Below are 20,888 nucleotides of genomic sequence, written 5' to 3'. Positions count from 1 at the left end.
GCGGCACGCCGTCTTGTCAGCGAAGCAGATAGGGAATGGCGACGTGTACCGCGCCGGTCGGACAGTCCTTCTCGCAAGGCATGCAGTACCAGCACTCGTCGAATTTCATGAACGCCTTGCCCGTCTCGGGATCGATGGCGAGCAAGTCCATGGGGCAGACGTCGATGCACACGGTGCAGCCCTTGTCGGCGATGCACTTCTCTTCATCGATCGTCACGGGAACGCTCGAGCGCAATTGCGCCTCGCGGGGAACGAAAGCCATAGGCGTGTCCTAGACGGTGGCGGCCTGAGCCGCAGCGGGTTGCATTGCCGGCGCGCTCGCAACGCGCAGGCGCGAGTAAGCGGTGCGCTCCGTGTCGTCGAGCGCGATGAGGTAAGGCTCGACCGGCTTCTTGAACGAGGTCATGGCGCCGTTGTCCCCCTTCTTCAGATGCGCGTGACAGAACCATTCGGCATCATTGCGCTCGGGAAAGTCGACACGGTGGTGGTACAGCCCCCAGCGGCTTTCCGTGCGGAACAACGAGGCGCGTGCCGCCATTTCGGCGCAATCCCGAATGGCCGACACCTCGGCCGCACGCATCAGTTCGTGCGGATTGCCGGCGCTGAGCTGCTCGATGTCTTCGCGGATCTCGTCGAAGCGCTGCAGGCCGATCTCCATGCGGCGCGTGACTTTTGGCGGTTGCAGGTAATCGTTGACGAAGCGCCGCAGCTTGTACTCGACCTGCGCCGGGGGAAGGCCGTGCGCGCGGTGCAGCGGTGCGAAGATGCGCGTACGCTCGGCGTCGACCTGCGCGGCATCGAGCGCGGCGAAGTCGGCGCCCGTCACGCGCTCGGCAGCGTGTTCGCCCGCGAACCAGCCATACGTGAAGGCGCCGAGCATGTAGTTGTGCGGCACGGCGGCCATGTCGCCCGCGCTATACAGGCCGGGCACCGACGTGGCGCCGTGCTCGTCGACCCACACGCCGGACGCGCTGTGGCCGCTGCAAAAACCGATTTCCGAGATGTGCATCTCGATCATGCGAGTCCGATAGTCGTTGCCGCGACGCGCATGGAACCGCCCCCGGCTGGGCCGCTCGTTCGTGTGCAGAATCGTTTCTATCGTCTGAATGGTCTCTTCGGCAAGATGGTCGAGCTTCAGGAATACCGGCCCGTTGCCGCTCTGGAGTTCCTGATAGAACTCCCACATCATCTGACCGCTCCAGTAATCGCACTCGATGAACCGCTCTCCGCTTCCATTGGCGGTGTATCCGCCAAGCGGCCCGGTCACATACGCGCAGGCGGGGCCGTTGTAGTCCTTGATGAGCGGGTTGATCTGGAAGCACTCGAGATTGGAAAGCTCGGCCCCGGCGTGATAAGCCATGGCATATCCGTCGCCGGCATTGGTGGGGTTTTCGTAGGTGCCCATCAGATACCCGGAGGCGGGCAGTCCGAGGCGGCCGGCGGCGCCGCAGCACAGAATGACGGCCTTGGCCCGAATCACATAGAAGTCGGCCGTACGGCAATCGAAGCCCATGACGCCGGCGATTTCGCCCGACGCGCCGGTAAGTAAGCGCGTTGCCACAATGCGATTCGTGATTTCCACGCGCGCACGCTTGAGCTGGCGATAGAGAATCTTCTTGACGTCGTGCCCCTCGGGCATGGGCAAGACGTATGCCCCCATGTGATGGACCTTGCGCACGGCGTAATCGCCGGTCTCGTCCTTTTCGAACTTCACGCCCCAACGATCGAGCTCTTCGATGGTCCGGAAGCTGTGGCGCGCATAGGCCAGCACCGTCGCCTGATTGACGATGCCATCGTTGGCGACGGTAATTTCCTTGGTGTATTGCTCGGGCGTGGCGTGCCCGGGAATGATGGCGTTGTTCAGGCCGTCCATGCCCATCGAGATGGCGCCGCTACGTTTGACGTGCGCCTTGTCGAGCAGCAGCACGCGCAGGTTGGGGTTGCGCTGCTTGGCCTTGACGGCCGCCATCGGACCGGCGGTGCCGCCGCCGATGACGACGATGTCGTATTCGAGTTCGTGGGTCTGCATGGTCCTTGAGCCTTGAGCCGCCACCGCTGTCGCTGTCGCTGTCGCTGCAACGGATCGTTTTCGGCAACTTGTTATAACAAGTAAGGACCTGATTGTAGGAGGACGCCCCGCGCAGATAAATGAATTGTTTTTGCTTAGCTTTCGCCGGGAGGTGATAAGCCTTTGGGGAACGGACTGCGGCGCTCGGCCGCATGAGCCGTATCAGTCCCATCAACCGCTTCAGCGGCTTGCGCCGCTTACGCCGTGTCTGGCGGTCTTGAGCCGCCTTGGCCGTGTCTAACGGCGCGTGCGCGACGGCTTGGCCGCAGCGGCACGCTCACGGTCGACGCGCAGCCGATACTGAAACGTGTCGCCGCGGAAGTAGAGAAACTCGAAATCGATGGGGCGGCCGTGCCGATCGTGGGTAAGCCGTTCGATGCGCAGCAGGGGCGCGCCTTCGGTGGTGCTGAGCGCGCCAGCGAGCGCCGCATCGGCCTGCACGGCGTCGATGCTCAGATCGGCCGACCCCAAGGGCACCGCGCAGTCGTTCTCCAGGATCAGAAAGATATCGCGCGTCACGAGATCGGCTCGCTGCAACTGTCGTCCGAGGACTTCGGGCAGATAGGTGATTTCGTAGGACACCGGTGCGCGATTGAGCAATCGTACGCGATGGATTTCCGTGACGGTTTCGCCTTCCGCGACGTCCAGCCGAAGCGCAACATTGGCCGGCGCCGGAACGAACCGGAAGTGCGCTACACGGTTGACGATTTCATGGCCCTGACGCGACATGGCTTCGGCAAAGCCCTGGAGCGACGTCACATTCTGGAATGCCTTCGGCTGGGACACGAACGATCCCTTGCCGTGCACCTTGAAGATCAGTCCCTCCTTTTGCAAGTCGCCGAGGGCTTGCCGGATGGTGATTCGGCTCACGTCGAACATGGCTTGCAACTCGCTTTCCGAGGGCATGCGGCTAAGCGGCGCGTAGTGCCCGTCGAGGATGCCGGTGCGCAGCATGTCCTTGATCTGGGTGTAGAGCGGTACCGGCGAGTCGGGTTCGAGTTTCAGGCGGCGAGTGGGCATTGCGTGACGGGCGGGGTGGGGGCGTGCCGTCCAGGGGCGTCACGCACGGAGCAGTTCGCTGCGGGATTATAGCGGCACGTCTTTGGCGAAAGGTCGTGTTTCGCTGCGCTGGAGGATTGCCGTGCGCGCCAGGTTGAAGCGGCGGGTGTCAATGGGCTTGTGCGAGCGATCTGAGCAAGGTCGGCACCTTGTCCTTGCTGGTGGCTTGCACGCGTGACATGAGCGCGTGGTCGACCCGTTTCAGGCCGTAGGTGCGCGTAATGTCGTCATGCATGCGATGCCAGAGGTGCACCGTCATTTCAGCATCCACCATGGCCCGGTGGGCGCGGCCGGTCTGCGGTAGCCGGAGCAGTTGCGCAAGGCTCGAGAGCCGGTGATTCGGCGCGTGCGGGTAAAGCCGCCGGGCGCTGAGCATCGTGCAAGCGAAGGCGTGATCGGCACGTGCGCCCAGCATGGCGAGTTCTGCCTGCCAGAAGCGTTTGTCGAAGCCGGCGTTATGGGCGACGACCGGGCAGTGGCCGACGAATGCCGCCGCCTCGCGCATGACCTGTGCGACGGGCGGCGCCGAGGCGATCATGTCGTTCGTGATGCCGGTCAACGCCGCGACGTCGGAGGGAATGCGGCGCCCGGCATTCATCAGGCTTTGGTAACGATCCACGATCTGACCGTCGCGCCACAGAATGACGGCAATTTCCGTTGCCCGGTCGCCTTGCGCAGGTGACAGGCCGGTGGTTTCAAAGTCGAGGATCGCTACTGTCTGCATGCCGCTTCTCAGGGGTTGTCGCCCGGCAGACGACACGAGGATGGGTTAGGAATCAGCCCGGGATTTTACATGGCTTCGCAGACGATCTTCGCCATCGTTGCCATCGCTTCCGTCCTTACATAGCTTCCGTTCTTATACGTGCCGTCTTCACCCGCTTACGAAGACGTGTCCGGCGGGTTGAAGCAGGCCAGCGACGGCCATCTCCCGAAAATGTGCCAGTGTCCGATGGTGCAGGTGATGCGCGCAAAACGAGAACGGTCGCGATGCCGATGAACAAGCCGATTGGCGCTGGCACTCGGTAGGTTGCCGCAGGCGCAAAAAAAACGCCGCGAACCTGAGCTCGCGGCGCTTTCTTTGCCGGTCGACGGTGCAGACTTCGCAGCGCTATCCGGACAAGCCTTACACCTGGACCGTGTCGGCGACTTCCTTGAAGTCTTCGATCTGGTCGAAGTTCATGTACTTGTAGATCTTGTCGCCATTGCTGGCGAGCACGCCCATGTCGGCCATGTACTCTTCCTTGGTCGGGATCTTGCCCAGACGCGAGCAGATCGCTGCCAGTTCCGCCGAGCCGAGGTACACGTTCGTGTTCTTGCCCAGACGGTTCGGGAAGTTACGGGTCGACGTCGACATCACCGTCGCGCCTTCGCGCACTTGTGCCTGGTTACCCATGCACAGCGAGCAACCCGGCATTTCGGTACGGGCACCCGCCGTGCCGAACACGCCGTAGTGACCTTCTTCCGTCAGTTGCTTCTGGTCCATCTTGGTCGGCGGGGCGACCCACAGCTTGACCGGAATGTCGCGCTTGCCTTCGAGCAGCTTCGATGCGGCACGGAAGTGGCCGATGTTCGTCATGCACGAACCGATGAACACTTCGTCGATGGTGGCGCCCGCCACGTCCGACAGCGTCTTTACGTCGTCCGGGTCGTTCGGGCAGGCCACGATCGGCTCGTGAATATCGGCCAGGTCGATTTCGATGACGGCTGCGTATTCGGCATCGGCGTCCGGGGACAACAGTTGCGGATCGGCCAGCCATTGCTCCATCGCCGTGATACGGCGTTGCAGGCTGCGCGGGTCCTGATAGCCCTGGGCGATCATCCACTTGAGCAGCGTGACGTTGCTGTTCAGGTACTCGATGATCGGCTCCTTGTTCAGATGCACCGTGCAACCGGCAGCGGAACGCTCGGCGGACGCATCCGAGAGTTCGAACGCCTGCTCGACCTTCAGGTCGGGCAGGCCTTCGATTTCCAGAATGCGGCCCGAGAAGATGTTCTTCTTGCCTTGCTTGGCCACGGTCAGCATGCCTTGCTTGATGGCATACAGCGGGATGGCGTTCACGAGGTCACGCAGCGTGACGCCCGGCTGCATCTTGCCCTTGAAGCGAACCAGCACCGATTCCGGCATGTCCAGCGGCATCGTGCCGGTGGCGGCGGCGAAGGCGACCAGACCCGAGCCTGCCGGGAAGCTGATGCCGATCGGGAAACGGGTGTGCGAGTCGCCGCCGGTGCCCACGGTGTCGGGCAGCAGCATACGGTTCAGCCACGAGTGGATCACGCCGTCGCCCGGACGCAGTGCGATACCGCCACGGTTGCTGATGAAGTTCGGCAGCGTCTGGTGCGTCTTCACGTCCACCGGCTTCGGATAGGCGGCGGTATGGCAGAACGACTGCATGACGAGGTCGGCCGAGAAGCCGAGGCAAGCCAGATCCTTGAGTTCGTCGCGGGTCATCGGGCCGGTCGTGTCTTGCGAGCCGACCGAGGTCATCTTCGGTTCGCAATACGTGCCCGGGCGGATGCCCTGACCTTCCGGCAAGCCGCATGCGCGACCCACCATCTTCTGTGCGAGCGAGAAACCGCGACCATTGTCGGCCGGTTGCTGCGCCAGACGGAACAGCGTCGAGGGGGGCAGACCAAGGGCTTCACGTGCCTTGGCGGTCAGGCCACGGCCGATGATCAGCGGAATACGGCCGCCGGCGCGCACTTCGTCGAACAGGACGTCGGACTTGACCTGGAATTCGGCGATGACGGCGCCGTTCTTCAGTGCCTTGCCTTCGTACGGACGCAGTTCGACCACGTCGCCCATTTCCATCTGCGACACGTCGAGCTCGATCGGCAGGGCGCCGGCGTCTTCCATCGTGTTGTAGAAAATCGGGGCGATCTTGCTGCCCAGGCACACGCCGCCAAAGCGTTTGTTCGGAATGAACGGGATGTCTTCGCCCGTGAACCACAGCACTGAGTTGGTGGCCGACTTACGCGAGGAGCCCGTGCCGACGACGTCACCGACGTAAGCCACCAGGTGGCCCTTTTCCTTGAGCGATTCGATGAACTTGACCGGACCGCGCTTGCCGTCTTCTTCCGGCGTGATGCCGGGGCGTGCGTTCTTGAGCATCGCCAGGGCGTGCAGCGGAATGTCCGGGCGGGTCGTGGCGTCCGGTGCCGGCGACAGGTCGTCGGTGTTGGTCTCGCCCGTGACCTTGAACACGGTGATGGTCAGGCTTTCCGGCACTTCCGGGCGGCTCGTGAACCATTCGGCGTCGGCCCAGCTTTGCAGCACGGCGCGCGCGTTGGCGTTGCCCTTGTCGGCGAGTTCCTTGACGTCATGGAACTGGTCGAACATCAACAGGGTTTTCTTGAGTGCATCGGCGGCGACGGCGCCGACTTCGGCGTCCGACAGCAGTTCGATGAGCGGGGCAATGTTATAGCCGCCCAGCATCGTGCCGAGGAGTTCGGTGGCGCGGGCGCGCGAGATCAGTGCGCAAGCGGTCTCACCCTTGGCCACGGCGGCCAGGAAGCCGGCCTTCACGCGGGCGGCTTCGTCCACACCGGCGGGCACGCGGTTGGTGATGAGGTCGACCAGCGTCGCTTCTTCGCCGGCGGGCGGATTCGTCAGCATTTCGACCAGTTCGGCGGTCTGCTGAGCCGTCAGCGGCAGGGGAGGAATACCAAGCGCGGCGCGGGCGGCCACGTGAGCACGATAGTTTTCAAGCATGAGGAGACCTGCTGATGTTGCGTTTCGGGGGAGGTTTTGAGGCCTCCGAGGCTTGTTCCAGTACTGCTTTTGCGGAGATTTTAGTCCCTATGGCAGGTAAGGTCAAATGTCTTATGTCTTATATAAGACTCGGGCGATGAAGATGCGTCGATATGATGGCGGGGACGTGGCCGGGAGGGGCGGGCAAGGGCAGCCACGGCGCTGCTGCATCGACGGCGTGTGCTGTGGCGCAGGCGGTGCCGGTAGCGTCAGGCCGTCAATGGCGGCGATGCGTCTGGCGATATTGCTGTGGCGTGAGGCCCAGCGAGGCGCGGAACATGCGACCCATATGGGATTGATGGGAGAAGCCGCACTCGGCAGCGATGCCGGCAAGCGGCGCGTCGGTGCTTGCCACCATCCTGCGCGCTGCTTGCAGCCGGATTTCCATGAGATAGGCGTGCGGGGTGATGCCGGTCGCCCGTGTGAACTGTCGCAGAAACTGAAGTTCGGTCTGGCCCGCGTCGGCCGCGAGTTCGGAAAGGGCGAGCGGCCGCGAGAACTCATCGTGGATTTTCGTCAGAACGGCGCTCGGCACGACCCGAGTTTCGCGACTTGTCGGTCTTGTCGCGCTTTCCTGCGCCACGAGGGCGGGCGACATGGCAAGAAATCGCAGAACGGTTTCGTCGAGCTGTAAGGGGTCCGGGGCCGGGGCAAGCAGTTGGTGTCGAATCGCGAAAGCCAGCGCCAGCGCCTGACGCTGTCCCGGGGCTTCGATGCGAGTGCTGACTTGCATTCGGGCGCCGACGTCGGTCCCGGACGACCACCGCATCACGAGATATTCGCCGCCTTCGCCTGACTCCGAGAACACATGGGTGCCCGCCGGCGCGTAAGCCAGCACGCCGGGCGGCGTATCGAAATCCGAACGACGATCGGCGTTGATGGCATGGACTCCGCGCTGACGACTCAGCGAAATGCCGAGTGTCTCGCATTCGCTCGGATCGCTGACGCTGTAGGGGGCAGCCGGAAGTAGCCGGACCGTGATGTGCCCCGCCAGTGCCTGCCTGGTTACGCTTGCCGTCATGCGTCGTTCCTGAGCATGCGCCCGGCGTATCGGCCCGGCGCGGAAATTTCGTGATAGACCGGCATTGCCGACAGGGGCAAATTGCCGCGCATCGACACATTCGACGACAGGAGTCCTTATGCGAACGATCGGTCTTATCGGTGGAATGAGCTGGCAATCCAGTGCCGAGTACTATCGCATAATCAATCAGGCCGTTCAATCGAGGCTGGGGCCGCTGCGATCTGCGCAAACGCTCATGTACAGCGTCGATTTCGGCCCGATCGAGCGCGCCCAGCACGAAGGGCGATGGCACGACGCCGGCGTCTTGCTGGCCGACGCGGCGAGGCGTCTGCAAGCGGGCGGTGCGCAATGCGTGGTGCTATGTACGAACACCATGCACAAGCTAGCCGCGCAGATCGAGGGGGCGGTCACGATCCCGTTCATTCATATTGCCGATCCGGTGGGCGAGGCGGCGCAATCGGGTCGCATCGAGCGCATCGGGTTGCTGGGCACGGCCTTCACCATGGAGCAGGACTTCATGAAGGCGCGGCTCACGCAGCGGTTCGGCCTGGACGTCATCGTGCCGGATGCCCCGGATCGCGAGGTCGTTCATCGCATCATCTACGACGAACTTTGCGTCGGCGTTATTCGCGAAGCGTCGCGAGACGCTTACCGGAAGATCATGGCAAAGCTGGCGTCGGCGGGCGCGCAGGCCATCGTGCTCGGTTGCACGGAAATCACCCTGCTGGTCAATGCCGGGGACAGCGCGCTGCCTTTGCTCGACACGACCACGCTGCACGCGCTTGCGGCGGTGGACTTTGCGCTGCAAGGCAACGGCAACGGCAACCGCGACGCGCACGCCGGACCCGCAAGCTGACGCCGCCGCCGGTATCCGGTGAAACCGTTGGGCTGGCATGGCAAAGGTAGGGGATAATGAGCGACCGGCAACCGGGGCGTGGTTTGCACCACGGAGCCCGCCAGTGTCGGCGTCTTAACTCAGAGATTCGCTATGCGTGACATCATCGATGGCTTCCTGCGATTTCAGCGCGAAGCTTTTCCTCAGCGTGTCGAGCTATTCAAACGGCTCGCTACCAGCCAAAACCCCAAGGCGCTGTTCGTGACATGCTCGGACAGTCGCGTCGTGCCGGAACTGCTGACGCAGCGTGAACCCGGTGAGCTGTTCGTCATTCGCAACGCTGGCAACATCGTGCCGTCTTATGGCCCCGAGCCGGGCGGGGTGTCCGCCACGGTCGAGTATGCGGTGGCGGTATTGGGCGTGCAGGATATCGTCATTTGTGGGCATTCCGACTGCGGGGCCATGGGGGCCATCTCGCGTTGCACGTGTCTGGACCATATGCCGGCGGTGGCCAACTGGCTGCGTCACGCCGATGCAGCCAAAGCGATCAATGCCGCGCATTCGTTCGATACGCCGGACGCGAAGCTCGATGGGCTGGTGCGCGAGAACGTCATTGCGCAATTGGCAAATCTGCGCACCCATCCGTCCGTGGCGCTCGCGCTGGAGCAGGGGCGTATGAACCTGCACGGTTGGGTCTACGACATCGGCACTGGGGGCATCGACGCCCTCGACGGCGCTACGCGCAAGTTCGTGCCGCTGGCCGATTCGCCGAGCACCGTGGCGGTGGCGTCGCGCAAAGCTGACGGCCGCTAGGACCCAATAACGCCCCGCCGGCGACCGACGATCGTCGAATACCTGCGGTCGCCGCCGGACCGCGCGACATTGCGACGTCTGATTCTGGACGCGGGTCTCTCGGTCCGTGAAGCGATTCGCGAGAAGGGTACGCCTTACGCCGAACCGGGGCTGGATGATCTGTCGCTTTCCGACGACCGGCTTCTTGATGCCATGCTCTCCCATCCCATTCTGATCAATCGTCCGTTTGCGGTGACACCGCTCGGCGTGCGCCTGTGCCGTCCCTCCGAGGTCGCGCTCGAGATCTTGCCGGCCCCCCAGAACGGACCGTTCGTAAAGGAAGACGGGGAGGTCGTGGTTGATGGTGAGGGGCGGCGGGTCAAGTGACGGGCGCGTGTTTGGTTGGCGCGTGTCAGCCGCGTTGCGGCGTCTGCGGGCGTCGCTACGAAAAAATCGGGAAATTCTGGCGGAGGCGGTGAGATTCGAACTCACGGAAGGGTTACCCCTTCGCCGGTTTTCAAGTCTGGCTGGGAAAACGTTGTGGGGTAAGGGGTTAGGTGGTGGATTGCTTCGAAATCGGCGGGACGTGATCGGCTGGAAACCCGCGTGTTTGCTGGGGGTGGGGGAAGCGTTGCGGAGCGGTAATTGAGGGGATTGAGTAGCAGGAGGTCGGGAAATTTCTTGATTTTTTGTCGCCACAAAAAATAATTGCCGATTGAGAATTTTTGTGGGTACAATAAATGCCCATGGATATCAGTTTCGACCCAGCGAAAAGTGAACGGAATGTGCAGGAACGGGGTTCGCCGTTCACGATGGCCCAAGACTTCGAATGGGACAGCGCTGTGATCGAAGAGGATGTCCGAGTCGACTACGGCGAACGCCGCTACCGAGCTTTCGGGTACATCGGTGATCGGTTGTTCGCATTGGTCTTCACGCCTCGCGCAGAAAAAATACATGTCATCAGCTTGCGCAAGGCGAATTCGCGAGAGGTGAAACGCTATGCCGAAACTTAAGCCGGGAACGATCCTCCCCACTCGGGTCGAGGATGCCAAACTCAAAAAGCAGAGCCGTCAGGATTTAGATAATCCTGAATGGACGAAAAAGGGCTTCGCTAAGGCGAAACCTGCGAGTGAGGTATTGCCGGGGATTGTTGGCGAAGAAGCGTCTGAGAAACTGCTGCGGCCTCGTGGTCGACCCAAGGCCGATCAAACGAAGGAGCGAATCAACATTCGGCTGTCGCCGGAAGTTGTCGAGTACTTCAAGGCATCCGGTCGCGGCTGGCAAACGAGAATCGACGTGGCGTTGCAGCAGTTCATCGCAGAGCATCCGCATTTGGTGTGATGCAGACCTCTGAGTTCTGCCGTTGCTCGCAGTGCAGGCGTGTCACATTGATTTTCCGGCGCTGTTTTCATACTGAATGAATTGCCTGCCGAACCCAAGTTTACGGACAATTCGGTGGGTACCAGTATTGATGACTATGTTCGCGGGCAACTGCGTAGAACGGCCTGCGTTGTATACAGCGATCAGTTTGCTTTGGTATGTCCTGAAGCCGAATCTTTTGAGCACTTGTGGCGCAAGAACTTCGATCGGACGAACGGGGATTGGTCTGCCTGATAGGGCGCTGCGTTTTGCCTTCGCGTACACCCCGAGCCCCAGTCTGACGATTACCCCCGAGTCTATGAGTTCTCGCAGCGCACGACTAAGTTGCGCTGCACTTCCCAATGACGAGAAGTCGGAGCGCAGGAAAACATTTGCTCTGCTCTTGCGTACCAAAGCTGCCAGTTCGTCTTTTGGGCTCATAGTCGTTCTTATGATGCTTGAACATTCGGCCCTCAACTGTAAGGGCCGAAGGGGGCTCGATTGCCGCTTCACGCTCACTTTGCAGATACGTTGCTTGGGTACGATGGTTGATTAAACCGCGTTGCGAAAGCATTTCGGTTCGGTTGATGAAGATGCTCGCGCGCTCAAAAAGTGCTGATTCGTCAGATACGTCCCAAGAGTTTTCTAAGGATCTGTCTGAATAGCGCGAAGTCATGTAAAGTCGCGCCTCCTAGCCGTTGTCATGCGGTTCGCGGGCCAATATTCTCTAATCGTCACGTCCCAAACGTGACCGGGATTTGCAGCCCGACAACGAGTTCGAGGGCACACGGCCGCGATGTTTGCGGCCATCGTGTGCATGACCACCGCACGTCTTCTGTGGGTGGGCTTGGATTGGGACACCGTAAGGTGTGCCGTTGAACCTTGTTCGTTGCGGTCTGCAAACCTAGTCCAATGCCCGCCCACCCTCTTATTGAACGTGTGTGCGGGATTCAAACGGTTAGCAGGAGTGCCCCGCATGAAATCCCTCGTATCTACCTCCCACGCAGTTCGCGACTCTCTCGACAAAATTCAGAGCCTGTCCGAACGTCTCGTCGCACTCTGCATGGTCGCGGCAAATCAAGAAAACGCTGAATCCATTCCGCAGGAATTTGCGAACGCTTACTTCGAGCAAATGGGCGATCTTGCCGATGAGGTTCTCGACGTAGCTCAACGATTGGACGACGACCTGAGTTTCGCGGATACGTCCGCGCTTATGCCCAGTTGAACTCGCTGGGTGGTCGCCATGCCCGCGGTTGTGGACAGAGGGGCGTTACGCGTCTCGTTTGTCGGAAGCGGCGGCCGTGGCGACCTGATCCGAAGTGATATCTGAGCGATAGACGGCAAGTGCCGCAAGTACGGTCGATGTGGCCGGACGCATCTTCGTGAACGCGTGGTCACCGTCCGCACTTCTGGCATCCACGCGGACATCTTGCTTAGAGTGTTGCGTCATTGCAGTTATCCCGCTTTCCGACCTCCCGGGTGTTCCTAGCCGCTTGCTCGGCTGCGGGAGATGTGTGTCCACTGCCTTCGTCGGTGCGTCCTGTCACTAACCAGAACGCGAACTGCGGCCACACTCTGCCGATGGCCTCGAACATTTCAGACGTTGGACGTTGCAGGCATCGGCAAACGTTTTGCCACCGCTTCGACGGTATGCCCGTGAAGTCCTCCATATCGCGCCAACATCGGTCTGCGTCGGTGACGTGCTCGATGAGCTCGCAAATACGCTCACGCATATCGGAATATCCCCAAATACCTTTCAAGCATGGAAACCTACAATTTAGGCTGGCCTAATTTTTAGATGTCGCTGGCTCGGTGCTGTGCCGTTGAACCTGCATGACTGAGCGTCGCGTCGCTATCGAACAGGGTTTGTCCATGTTGACGTGAGGTCATGCGACTCAATGTTGCTGTCACCGAAAACGCGGAGTGGATGGCATCTGCGCACCGGACGACATGCGCTGTACGAAAGCTGAAGCTCAGCGCCTTCGGTGGTGGTGGCACGACATTCATCTGTGACATAGAAACGACCAAAGGCGAATGCCTTCCGGAATTCGCCTTTGGACCGTGGAGAGACGATTGCTTGGGTGCCCGTATTGTAGCGTTACACCTCTACGCAACTAGCGCATGCCCGACGGTCTTAGCGAGGCGGTCATTGTGACGTGTGCGTTTTTCCTAGCTGGTGCGTGGCTGCCCACATCCTTTTCTCACACATTTGGCTCCTGCCATTTCCGCTGCGCAGTCGCCATTGATTTCCTGAGTTCGAAGTTAGAGGGCTGTGTGTTCGATCGGTTGTTGTCTTGTCGACTGTACGGAGTCCGCGCAGGGAGGTTCAGGTAAAGACCTTTGCGTCGTTTTTCCATGCATGTGCAGACGTGTCGCATCGCCATAGGTTTCAGGTGGTCCAGGCAGATATGGCAGAGAAGGGCGTCCAGCGTCGGGAGTGTCGCTGCCGTGGCCGAAGCCGCGATTTTTTACGAGTGCTTCTGCAGCGTCGGGGCCGTCGACGCGCGGCCCAGCGCGACTCGCGCGACCGAGCAGCGGGTAGTGCCGATGACGTTAGCCGGAGCGCTGCCGTCTGTGCGACCGCAGTTCAATGGCAAACGGTTTTTCCTTTCGACTTTTGGAGTGGCACAGATGGTGATGATTAGGACGCTTCGGGCGACCGCCGCCGCCCGCAGGGTCGAGGACGGCGGGGGCGCGCGAAGCGTGCCCTAAATTTATATCCGTAACACTTAACGAGATAACGAGAATGGAGACATTTTTAGCCCGGGAAGAGGTTCAGTACCTGACTGGCAGGCAAATCAAAACCAAGCAGGCAGAGGCTCTCAGACGCATGGGTGTTCCGTTCTTTCTGAACGCAGGTGGGCGTCCCATAGTGGCGCGAGTGGCTATCGAAGGCCGAGGTGGCGAGGCAGTAGTTAGCACGCCTCGATGGGTGCCTCGTGTACTGGAGGGCGAGCATGGGGCGTAAGCCGAGTGTGAATTTGAATTTGCCGAAGGGCATGCGTGCACGAACGCAACGAAGCGGACGAGTTTTCTACTACTACTACGACGCTGGCGGCAAACCGCGCCGCGAAATTCCCCTTGGTTCCGACTTCGTACAGGCGGTGCGAAAGTGGACTGAGTTTGAAGCGGACGCAAAACCGATTCATCGAAAGCTGATTACGTTCCGCTACGTTGCGGAGCGATACGTGCGGGAGGTTTTGCCGACGAAGGCGCTCAAGACCCGCGAGGGAGATCGGGCAATGTTGGCAAAGCTCTATGCGTTTTTTGACGACCCACCGGCTCAGTTGGACGAGATCAAGCCGATCAATGTCCGTCAATATTTGGACTGGCGAGTGCGAAGTACTGTGGATGCCCTTCGGGCGAGCGGCAAGGAAGCTAAGGGCACGGAAGGTCAGGTGAGGGCGAACCGAGAGAAGGCTCTGTTTTAGCACATCTGGAACAAGGCGAGAGAGTGGGGAAACACGGATCAACCGAATCCCTGCGCAGGAATAAAGGGCTACAAAGAACGTCCGCGCGACGTTTATATCGAGGACGACGAATATCACCTAATCCACACCAACGCTCACCAGCCGTTACGCGATGCGATGGATCTGGCATATCTGACCGGCCAACGCCCGTCCGACGTTTTAAAAATGAGCGAATGCGATATTGCGGATGGATGCCTGATAATCCAGCAGGGCAAGACAAACGCCAAGGTTAGAATCCGAATAACGGGGCGACTAAAGGAAACGATTGATCGGATTTCTAAGCAAAAAATGAGTCATAATCCGCGAAGTCTTTTCCTTGTTGTGAACGAGCGTGGGCAGCGTGTTGGCTTAAAGTCGATTCAATCGATGTTTGTGGAAGCGCGCCAGGAAGCTGGGTTGGCCGATCCGAAAAAATATCAGTTTCGTGACCTGAGAGCGAAAGCAGGTACGGACAAGGCCGATGATGTTGGCGATATACGTGCTGCGCAGAAGCAACTTGGGCACACGAATATTGCGACCACAGAGCGGTATATGCGGAATCGTCGAGGCGCTAAAGTCGAGCCGACGCGCTGACTATCTTGGATCGCCTATATCTATACGCAACTGCGTTGATAGCGGCTGCAGAGCGTTAAGGTAGCTTTTTTGGGGGGGGCATATATGCGAAACCGCTTTCGGTCAGAAGCGGACGTTCGAGATCGACGGCCGAATCGTAGATAATCGGATAGCCTCTCCTACGGGATGAGTTATGTTTGCGTGTGAGCCTGACACCCAACAAGACAAAGGAAAAAAAGAGATGGCGGAACTGGTTGCCGATTGTCCGCGCTGCGGGGCTGGACACATCACATTGGATTTGGCTGGTGAAAACTTTTCTCGAATCGAATATGGCTGGCAGCACTGGTATGAAGCGTTCTGCATTTGCCGGAAGTGCCACGACGGCAGCGTCATTATTTTGGCGCAAACCTCAGCCGCATCTCAGGTCAATGTTCGTAATATCGGTCTTGGAGCCCTTGCCGGCACCCTGAACGACTACTTTACGGTCGAAGGATACCTAAGTCTTAAGGACGAAAACGCCGAGCAGCCTCCAGAATATCTTCCGGCAGATATCGAAGCTGCGTTCAAGGAAGGTGCCACCTGCATGGCCGTGAAGTGTTACAACGCGGCGGGCACAATGTTCCGGTTGTGCCTCGACTTTGCAACGAAATCGCTGATGCCTGCCGACGACGTCGATGGCCTTACTAAACGAATACGCGGGAGCCTTGGGTTTCGGCTGGCGTGGCTCTTTGACACAGGGAGGTTGCCAGAAGCGTTGCGCGAGCTTGCTGCCTGTGTCAAGGACGATGGCAACGACGGTGCCCACGATGGAACGTTAACAGAGGTGGATGCAGAGGACCTGCACGAATTTGCTTATGAGCTGCTCGAGCGTTTGTATACCGAGCCAAAGCGCCTTCAGATAGCCAAAGAGCGAAGGGCAGCACGGCATAAGGACGTTGGGTAGCTTCGCGTTATGTCATTTCGAATGGTCGCTTTACGGGCACACAAACGTCTCTTCAGGGTCGGAGGCCGACGTTTGTGATCGGCGGTATTCGGCCAACAGCTGACATTCGGCGATCACCAAGGCGATCTAAGGGAAAAGGAAAAAACTGGGCTGGAAACACACTGGCAGCTTCTGAGCCGCAAATCGTGCTGAATGGACATTTGTTCAGGCTGGCCCTTTCGAGGCCGCCGATCATTCTCGAAGAAATAGCATAGGCAGCACCACCGGCGGGGGCGATGCCAACGCCACCGTCAATCGGTTCAAGAAGTTCTTCGGCGACGTAAAAGGCAAACGCTTTTTCTTCACGAACGGCCTAGATAGCGCGGCGCTAAAGCATCTCGAGACGATTCAGGTGCTCAGCACCTAGAAGAAATCGCGCGGATGGCGACCCAACAGCCTTTCTGCCGGATCGCGCGAGTTCGCGCTCGTGCCGTGGCCACCGGCGCTGGAGCGCCAGCTCAGCAAGCCAGTCGCAGGCACCATGCGTGGCGACGGAACAACTGGCAGTTCGGTCGCGGCCGTGGCGGACCAACTATCGCTTGACCGCTCTTTGTTCTCCCGCATGCTCTCCTATACTTGATGAAAGGGTGTTGAAGAACGATGTTCGAAATTACTGGCGCACAAGTCGCCGAGCTCAATGACGCCGATCTGCGAACACTCGTCGCACGTCTCGCCTTGGCAGAATTGCGGGCGCAGGGTTGCCCCAGTTCGTCGGTAACCTCTGGCGGCAATCAGGATGCGGCCGATGGCGGGCTTGACGTCCGGGTCGAGTGCCGGCCCGCACTACCGAGGCCGGATTTCGTGCCGCGCCAGCACACAGGGTTTCAGGTAAAAAAGCCCGACATGCCAGCGAGCGCAATCCGCGATGAGATGCGTCCTCGCGGCGTACTACGGCCGGTCATCGCCGAACTCGCCGCTCGCTCCGGCGCTTACATTATCGTCAGCGCGCAAGGATCGGTCGCAGACAAGCGGCTGAGCGATCGTCGCGATGCGATCCGGGCGCAGCTCGACGATTTGCCTGAGGCCGGGCAGTTGCATAGCGACTTCTACGATCGCGACCGGCTGGCGACATGGGTCAATCACTATCCCGGAATCGCCGCTTGGGTCCGCACGCGGCTCGGCATCGGTATGTCGGGCTGGAGCAGCATCGGCGATTGGTGCGGCGTCGGCGTGAGCGAGGAGACGCCCTATCTCTTCAACGACAAGGCCTGCCTAACCGATGAGAGAACTAGCGACCGCGAGCAACTCACTATCGGCGAGGGTATCGCCCGGCTTCGCGTCTCTCTGACCAAAGCTCGCCAATGTATCCGGTTGATCGGCTTGTCCGGCCTCGGAAAGACTCGTCTCGTGCAGGCACTGTTCGAGGAAGGTGTGGGCGAGGTGCCGCTCGATCCGGGGTTCGCCGTCTATACCGACTATTCGGAGGAGACTGACCCGACCGCACGGGACATGGCGCGCCAGCTGGTGATCGCAAGACGACGCGCGATCCTAATCGTCGACAACTGTAACCCGGCGACGCACAGCGAACTGGCCCGCATCTGTTCGGAAGCTGGGAGCCAAGTCAGTCTCTTAACTGTCGAATATGATGTTCGCGACGACGAGCCCGAGCGTACCGAGGTCTTCCGCCTGCAATCGGCATCGCCCGAAATGGTGGCGCAGTGGCTGGAAAAGACCTTCCCCAATGTGACGCAGGTCGACCGGCGAACCATATCGGAGTTCAGCGGAGGAAACTTCCGCGTGGCGCGCGCTCTCGCCGACACGCTCGGAAAAGGCGAAACCTTGGGAAAGCTCAAGAGCCGCGACCTCTTCGAGCGGATTTTTCATCAACGCAACGAGCCTGACCGGGATCTGCTTTCCGCTGCCGAAGACCTTGCCCTGCTCTATTCGATCGATGGCGAGGACACTTCGGAAGGCGGTGAACTCGCGCGGGTCGCCGCTATTCGCGGTGTTCCAGTGGCGGCGATATATGCGGCGCTGAACGCGCTTCGGCAGCGGGGGATCGCGCAACTGCGGGGACGGTGGCGCGCTATCCTGCCGCATGCGATCGCCAACCCGCTCGCCGGGTTCGCCCTTGAACGCATACCGCCGGCCGATTTCGATCGCTTCTGTGCGTCGCTTACAACGCGGATGCAGAAGTCCCTTTCGCGCCGCCTCGGCTATCTGCACGACAGCGCCGAGGCGCGGGCCGCGGTCGAGCGCTGGCTCCGTGCCGACGGGCCACTCGGCGATCTTGCGGCATTGGGAGAAGACGGCCTTCAGATCATCGCTAACATCGCCCCGGTCGAGCCCGATGCCGTGCTCGCGAGGATCGGGCGTGATATTGCCGGCCCAGATGGCGGCGAGATCATCGATCCGCAGTCGAGCAATCGGCGGCAATGGATACGGTTGATCAAGCTCCTCGCTTACGATCCGCCGCTGTTCGACCGCGCGGCAACCTTGCTTGCGCGGTTCCTTTCCGCTGAATCGCCCGACCACCACAACAACTCGGCGTCGGACATGTTCGCCGAGCTGTTTCACCTGCACCTGTCCGGCACCAAGGCTTTACCAGATCAGCGGCGAGCGCTCGTTCGCCGGTTCGCTCAATCGGGTGATCCGGCTTTGGTGCGCTGCGCCGGCGTCGCCCTCGATGCGCTGCTGAAGGCGCACCATTTCAGTTCATCCAGCGACTTCGACTTCGGCGCCCGGTCACGGGACTATGGCTGGCACCCGCCGACCTACGGTGACATCTGGGCCTGGTACAACGGCGCGGTCGACCTGGCGGTCGAGCTATCGCCAATCATCGAAAACGCCAGAGACCACCTTGCCCGCCGCATAAGAGAGCTGTGGCGCTTCGGCGCCTCCCACGATGCGCTCGAACGGGCAGCGACCCATTTTTCTTCCGAGCGACCTTGGATCGAGGGGTGGATCGGCTTCCGCACAGCGCTGCGCTTCGCGGGCGACGCGATGCCGGATGAGGTGCGCGCCCGTCTCGTTGCGCTCATCGAACACCTGAAACCCACCGATCTTCTCCATCAGGCCCGTGCGGTCGTACTGCGGGGCAACAGTTTCGGTTGGGATGTGGCTGATGGCGATGCGGATGACGGCGACGTCATGAAACCCTATGAGCGCGCCTCCCTGCAGGCGAAAGAGATCGGCACCGCACTCGCGCACGACCCGGAGACGCGCGCCACCTTCATTGCCGAACTGCTCGTCGAACAAAATCCGCAGCGCGCCTATGAATGCGGCATTGGTCTGTCGGATGGTGCCGCCGATCTTGATGCGATGTGGTGTGAACTGCTGGACCTCTTCTCCGCCGCCGAGGCGGACAGCCGGAATGCGACGGTGCTGGGCGGGTTCATCCATGGCGCGCACGCCAAGGCTTCGGCCTTTGCCAACGCTACGCTAGAGAATGTGATCCAGAATCCCGATCTTGCCGCGAGTCTGCCGTATCTTCAGGCGCGTGTTGCTATAGATGCCCAAGGCATAGCGCGGCTTCGGCGTGCGATCGAACGTGGCGTCCTTTCGGCGCGGAATTTTCAAAGCATCGCCAATGGCAGTGTTGTGGAGTCTCCACCCGACGCGCTTGGCCTGCTACTCACCGACATCGGCAATTTGGCCGACGGCGTCGAGATCGCGCTTGATATATTGCACATGCACTTCTACCGCGATCGGGAAGAAGGCCGTCAACGTGCGCCATCCTTGATCATTATTGGCCGTGAGCTGCTACTGCGCGCTGACTTTGGAAAGAATCAGTCTTTACGCGATTTTGGGCTGCATACCGTTATTCGGGTCTGCTGCGCCGGACCTGATGGGGAGGCGACGTTGCGGGAAATCTGCGTTCGCGTCCGGGCCGGACTGGAGACCGACTATCTCTCGTCCTACGATCTTGGTTATGTCCTCAAGGCGATCTTCGAGATCCATCCCCTGGTCGCACTCGACGAACTCCTGCTCCCCGAACTCAGGCCGAGAAATCGGAGGCTGTTTGAGGGGGGCTTCGGGTCTGGCACGCCGGTGGAAGATGTCGGCGCCGAGACCCTTGTTCAATGGGCGAATATCGATCCGGATCGGCGCTATCCGCTGCTTGGCAAAAGCATCCCCATGTTCAAGCGGCAGCAGGGCGAAGAGGAGAACGGTGTCTCCACGCTTTTCCTGGAAATATTGGACCACGCGCCAGACAAGCTGGCGTTCCTCGGTGATATCTGGTCGCGGCTGCATCCGCGCAGCTGGAGTGGCTCGCTCGCCGATATCCTGGTTCGGCGTCGCGCGGCTATCACAACGCTGGGTGACAATGTTGGAGGCGAGGTTCGGCAACGGGTCACCGACATGCTGCCCGAACTCGAACGCTGGATCGAACATGAGAGCAAGCGCGATCGGAGAGGCGAGCAGAGTTTCGAATAACCACTGATCCGTGCATCCCCAGCGGGGTTCTGACGCCGATCGCGGCTTTCGCGGAGCTTAGGCTAGGCCCGCCGACCTTTGCGTTTCTTCCTGACCGCTTCGCGCTGGGCGAATGGCCGGTTTTGGCACACCGCTGCCGAACAGCTGCTTAGGGTCGGAAGCAGCTATTGATTACGCATTTGGGCGCCGACGAAGGACCTCATCCAAAAGAGCACATACGGTGCAATTTCGCCGTTTTGCGGAGCATCCCCAAAAAAATTGCGGAGCACCGCCTACGGATGTCAGTAGGCACTACCGTGAAAACACGGAAATTCTGGCGGAGGCGGTGAGATTCGAACTCACGGAAGGGTTACCCCTTCGCCGGTTTTCAAGACCGGTCCATTAAACCACTCTGGCACGCCTCCGGGGCGTTGTGCACGACGCAAGGTCGTGGCTTCGAGGTGCTGTCGTGACGACAGCTTGAGATGCGTGCGGTCCGGGAGGATCGGCGCCGGAATCGCTGGCGCTCCGGCGCAGGCCAGTACCGCACGGCAGCGCGCATTATACCCGCTCATGCCATGATGTGAAGCCATCTTTGCATCGAAATCACGCTACACCCCGCTAATTTCCTAGTGTTTCCCCCGTC

At 60.5% G+C, this 20,888-nt stretch carries 18 protein-coding genes, 1 tRNA gene and 1 pseudogene; 11 read left to right on the top strand and 9 right to left on the bottom strand.

The window, feature by feature from the left end; all coding sequences use genetic code 11:
• Positions 1-16: 16 nt before the first annotated feature.
• The 6 genes from UC34_RS15395 to UC34_RS15370 all read right to left on the bottom strand — a co-directional run bounded on the left by UC34_RS15395 (position 17) and on the right by UC34_RS15370 (position 7,896).
• On the bottom strand, positions 17-262 hold the full coding sequence (locus UC34_RS15395; RefSeq protein ID WP_044456232.1) for a 4Fe-4S dicluster domain-containing protein: 246 nt from the start codon (positions 260-262) through the stop codon (positions 17-19).
• 9 nt (positions 263-271) lie between these two features.
• Entirely contained in the window at positions 272-2,029 is a 1,758-nt protein-coding gene (locus UC34_RS15390; protein ID WP_044456231.1) for a fumarate reductase/succinate dehydrogenase flavoprotein subunit, read from the bottom strand.
• Between the two features lie 276 nt (positions 2,030-2,305).
• Positions 2,306-3,088, bottom strand: coding sequence for a GntR family transcriptional regulator (locus UC34_RS15385; protein WP_044456230.1), 783 nt, complete (start codon positions 3,086-3,088; stop codon positions 2,306-2,308).
• Positions 3,089-3,236: 148 nt separating this feature from the next.
• Entirely contained in the window at positions 3,237-3,851 is a 615-nt protein-coding gene (locus UC34_RS15380) for a 3'-5' exonuclease (protein ID WP_044456229.1), read from the bottom strand.
• Positions 3,852-4,250: 399 nt separating this feature from the next.
• On the bottom strand, positions 4,251-6,836 hold the full coding sequence (gene acnB / locus UC34_RS15375; RefSeq protein WP_044456228.1) for a bifunctional aconitate hydratase 2/2-methylisocitrate dehydratase: 2,586 nt from the start codon (positions 6,834-6,836) through the stop codon (positions 4,251-4,253).
• A gap of 256 nt (positions 6,837-7,092) precedes the next feature.
• Complete coding sequence (locus tag UC34_RS15370; protein WP_044456227.1) at positions 7,093-7,896, bottom strand: helix-turn-helix domain-containing protein; 804 nt, start codon at positions 7,894-7,896, stop codon at positions 7,093-7,095.
• Between the two features lie 118 nt (positions 7,897-8,014).
• Here UC34_RS15370 and UC34_RS15365 point away from each other — a divergent pair, with 118 nt between their 5' ends.
• From UC34_RS15365 to UC34_RS15345, 5 genes and pseudogenes are all read left to right on the top strand, one after another.
• Positions 8,015-8,752: an aspartate/glutamate racemase family protein gene (locus UC34_RS15365; RefSeq protein WP_044456226.1), complete on the top strand. Its 738-nt coding sequence runs from the start codon at positions 8,015-8,017 to the stop codon at positions 8,750-8,752.
• Positions 8,753-8,884: 132 nt separating this feature from the next.
• Positions 8,885-9,544, top strand: coding sequence for a carbonic anhydrase (locus UC34_RS15360; protein WP_044456225.1), 660 nt, complete (start codon positions 8,885-8,887; stop codon positions 9,542-9,544).
• Between the two features lie 24 nt (positions 9,545-9,568).
• Positions 9,569-9,910 (top strand): annotated as a pseudogene (locus UC34_RS15355) (ArsC/Spx/MgsR family protein); the annotation flags it as partial.
• A 359-nt stretch (positions 9,911-10,269) separates the two neighbouring features.
• Entirely contained in the window at positions 10,270-10,536 is a 267-nt protein-coding gene (locus UC34_RS15350; protein ID WP_044456223.1) for a BrnT family toxin, read from the top strand.
• Positions 10,523-10,864, top strand: coding sequence for a BrnA antitoxin family protein (locus UC34_RS15345; protein WP_044456222.1), 342 nt, complete (start codon positions 10,523-10,525; stop codon positions 10,862-10,864). The genes UC34_RS15350 and UC34_RS15345 overlap by 14 nt, the downstream gene beginning before the upstream one ends.
• Positions 10,865-10,906: 42 nt before the next feature.
• On the opposite strand, the gene UC34_RS15340 is transcribed toward UC34_RS15345, so the two are convergent.
• Positions 10,907-11,323, bottom strand: a complete 417-nt coding sequence (locus UC34_RS15340; protein WP_072617486.1) for a DUF6088 family protein — start codon at positions 11,321-11,323, stop codon at positions 10,907-10,909.
• Positions 11,324-11,858: 535 nt separating this feature from the next.
• Between UC34_RS15340 and UC34_RS15335 the strand changes: the two genes are divergently transcribed.
• Positions 11,859-12,107, top strand: coding sequence for a hypothetical protein (locus tag UC34_RS15335; protein WP_044456221.1), 249 nt, complete (start codon positions 11,859-11,861; stop codon positions 12,105-12,107).
• Between the two features lie 45 nt (positions 12,108-12,152).
• Here UC34_RS15335 and UC34_RS15330 read toward each other — a convergent pair whose 3' ends face one another.
• Complete coding sequence (locus tag UC34_RS15330) at positions 12,153-12,332, bottom strand: hypothetical protein (protein ID WP_044456220.1); 180 nt, start codon at positions 12,330-12,332, stop codon at positions 12,153-12,155.
• Positions 12,333-13,628: 1,296 nt separating this feature from the next.
• Here UC34_RS15330 and UC34_RS15320 point away from each other — a divergent pair.
• The 5 genes from UC34_RS15320 to UC34_RS15305 all read left to right on the top strand — a co-directional run bounded on the left by UC34_RS15320 (position 13,629) and on the right by UC34_RS15305 (position 20,263).
• Positions 13,629-13,850 (top strand): DUF4224 domain-containing protein, encoded by a 222-nt coding sequence (locus UC34_RS15320; protein ID WP_044456218.1) that lies wholly within the window; start codon positions 13,629-13,631, stop codon positions 13,848-13,850.
• Positions 13,840-14,313 carry a hypothetical protein gene (locus tag UC34_RS25880; RefSeq protein WP_237165120.1) on the top strand — a complete coding sequence of 158 codons (474 nt, stop codon included), beginning with the start codon at positions 13,840-13,842 and terminating at the stop codon, positions 14,311-14,313. Before UC34_RS15320 ends, UC34_RS25880 begins: the two co-directional genes overlap by 11 nt.
• Before the next feature lie 156 nt (positions 14,314-14,469).
• Complete coding sequence (locus tag UC34_RS25875; protein WP_237165119.1) at positions 14,470-14,925, top strand: tyrosine-type recombinase/integrase; 456 nt, start codon at positions 14,470-14,472, stop codon at positions 14,923-14,925.
• 220 nt (positions 14,926-15,145) lie between these two features.
• A complete protein-coding gene (locus tag UC34_RS15310; RefSeq protein WP_044456217.1) occupies positions 15,146-15,847 on the top strand; it encodes a DUF4145 domain-containing protein in 702 nt (233 codons plus the stop codon).
• A gap of 639 nt (positions 15,848-16,486) precedes the next feature.
• Positions 16,487-20,263, top strand: a complete 3,777-nt coding sequence (locus UC34_RS15305) for a hypothetical protein (protein WP_044456216.1) — start codon at positions 16,487-16,489, stop codon at positions 20,261-20,263.
• 314 nt (positions 20,264-20,577) lie between these two features.
• Here the strand turns inward: UC34_RS15305 and UC34_RS15300 are convergent.
• Positions 20,578-20,667, bottom strand: a tRNA-Ser gene (locus UC34_RS15300).
• Positions 20,668-20,888: the final 221 nt, after the last annotated feature.

Origin of the sequence: Pandoraea vervacti (genome assembly GCF_000934605.2) — a bacterium.
GTDB lineage: Bacteria > Pseudomonadota > Gammaproteobacteria > Burkholderiales > Burkholderiaceae > Pandoraea > Pandoraea vervacti.
Note: the sequence above shows the minus strand (reverse complement) of the source record. Positions and strands in the feature narration are given on the sequence as shown.

What these genes read in the sequence shown, in the direction of transcription:
- UC34_RS15395 (WP_044456232.1), bottom strand. Translation starts at nt 262, where the DNA reads ATGGCTTTCGTTCCCCGCGAGGCGCAATTGCGCTCGAGCGTTCCCGTG.
- UC34_RS15350 (WP_044456223.1), top strand. Translation starts at nt 10,270, where the DNA reads ATGGATATCAGTTTCGACCCAGCGAAAAGTGAACGGAATGTGCAGGAA.
- UC34_RS15310 (WP_044456217.1), top strand. Translation starts at nt 15,146, where the DNA reads ATGGCGGAACTGGTTGCCGATTGTCCGCGCTGCGGGGCTGGACACATC.
- UC34_RS15305 (WP_044456216.1), top strand. Translation starts at nt 16,487, where the DNA reads ATGTTCGAAATTACTGGCGCACAAGTCGCCGAGCTCAATGACGCCGAT.
- UC34_RS25880 (WP_237165120.1), top strand. Translation starts at nt 13,840, where the DNA reads ATGGGGCGTAAGCCGAGTGTGAATTTGAATTTGCCGAAGGGCATGCGT.
- acnB (WP_044456228.1), bottom strand. Translation starts at nt 6,836, where the DNA reads ATGCTTGAAAACTATCGTGCTCACGTGGCCGCCCGCGCCGCGCTTGGT.
- UC34_RS15345 (WP_044456222.1), top strand. Translation starts at nt 10,523, where the DNA reads ATGCCGAAACTTAAGCCGGGAACGATCCTCCCCACTCGGGTCGAGGAT.
- UC34_RS15360 (WP_044456225.1), top strand. Translation starts at nt 8,885, where the DNA reads ATGCGTGACATCATCGATGGCTTCCTGCGATTTCAGCGCGAAGCTTTT.
- UC34_RS15330 (WP_044456220.1), bottom strand. Translation starts at nt 12,332, where the DNA reads ATGACGCAACACTCTAAGCAAGATGTCCGCGTGGATGCCAGAAGTGCG.
- UC34_RS15320 (WP_044456218.1), top strand. Translation starts at nt 13,629, where the DNA reads ATGGAGACATTTTTAGCCCGGGAAGAGGTTCAGTACCTGACTGGCAGG.
- UC34_RS15365 (WP_044456226.1), top strand. Translation starts at nt 8,015, where the DNA reads ATGCGAACGATCGGTCTTATCGGTGGAATGAGCTGGCAATCCAGTGCC.
- UC34_RS15340 (WP_072617486.1), bottom strand. Translation starts at nt 11,323, where the DNA reads ATGAGCCCAAAAGACGAACTGGCAGCTTTGGTACGCAAGAGCAGAGCA.
- UC34_RS15390 (WP_044456231.1), bottom strand. Translation starts at nt 2,029, where the DNA reads ATGCAGACCCACGAACTCGAATACGACATCGTCGTCATCGGCGGCGGC.
- UC34_RS15335 (WP_044456221.1), top strand. Translation starts at nt 11,859, where the DNA reads ATGAAATCCCTCGTATCTACCTCCCACGCAGTTCGCGACTCTCTCGAC.
- UC34_RS15385 (WP_044456230.1), bottom strand. Translation starts at nt 3,088, where the DNA reads ATGCCCACTCGCCGCCTGAAACTCGAACCCGACTCGCCGGTACCGCTC.
- UC34_RS15370 (WP_044456227.1), bottom strand. Translation starts at nt 7,896, where the DNA reads ATGACGGCAAGCGTAACCAGGCAGGCACTGGCGGGGCACATCACGGTC.
- UC34_RS15380 (WP_044456229.1), bottom strand. Translation starts at nt 3,851, where the DNA reads ATGCAGACAGTAGCGATCCTCGACTTTGAAACCACCGGCCTGTCACCT.
- UC34_RS25875 (WP_237165119.1), top strand. Translation starts at nt 14,470, where the DNA reads ATGGATCTGGCATATCTGACCGGCCAACGCCCGTCCGACGTTTTAAAA.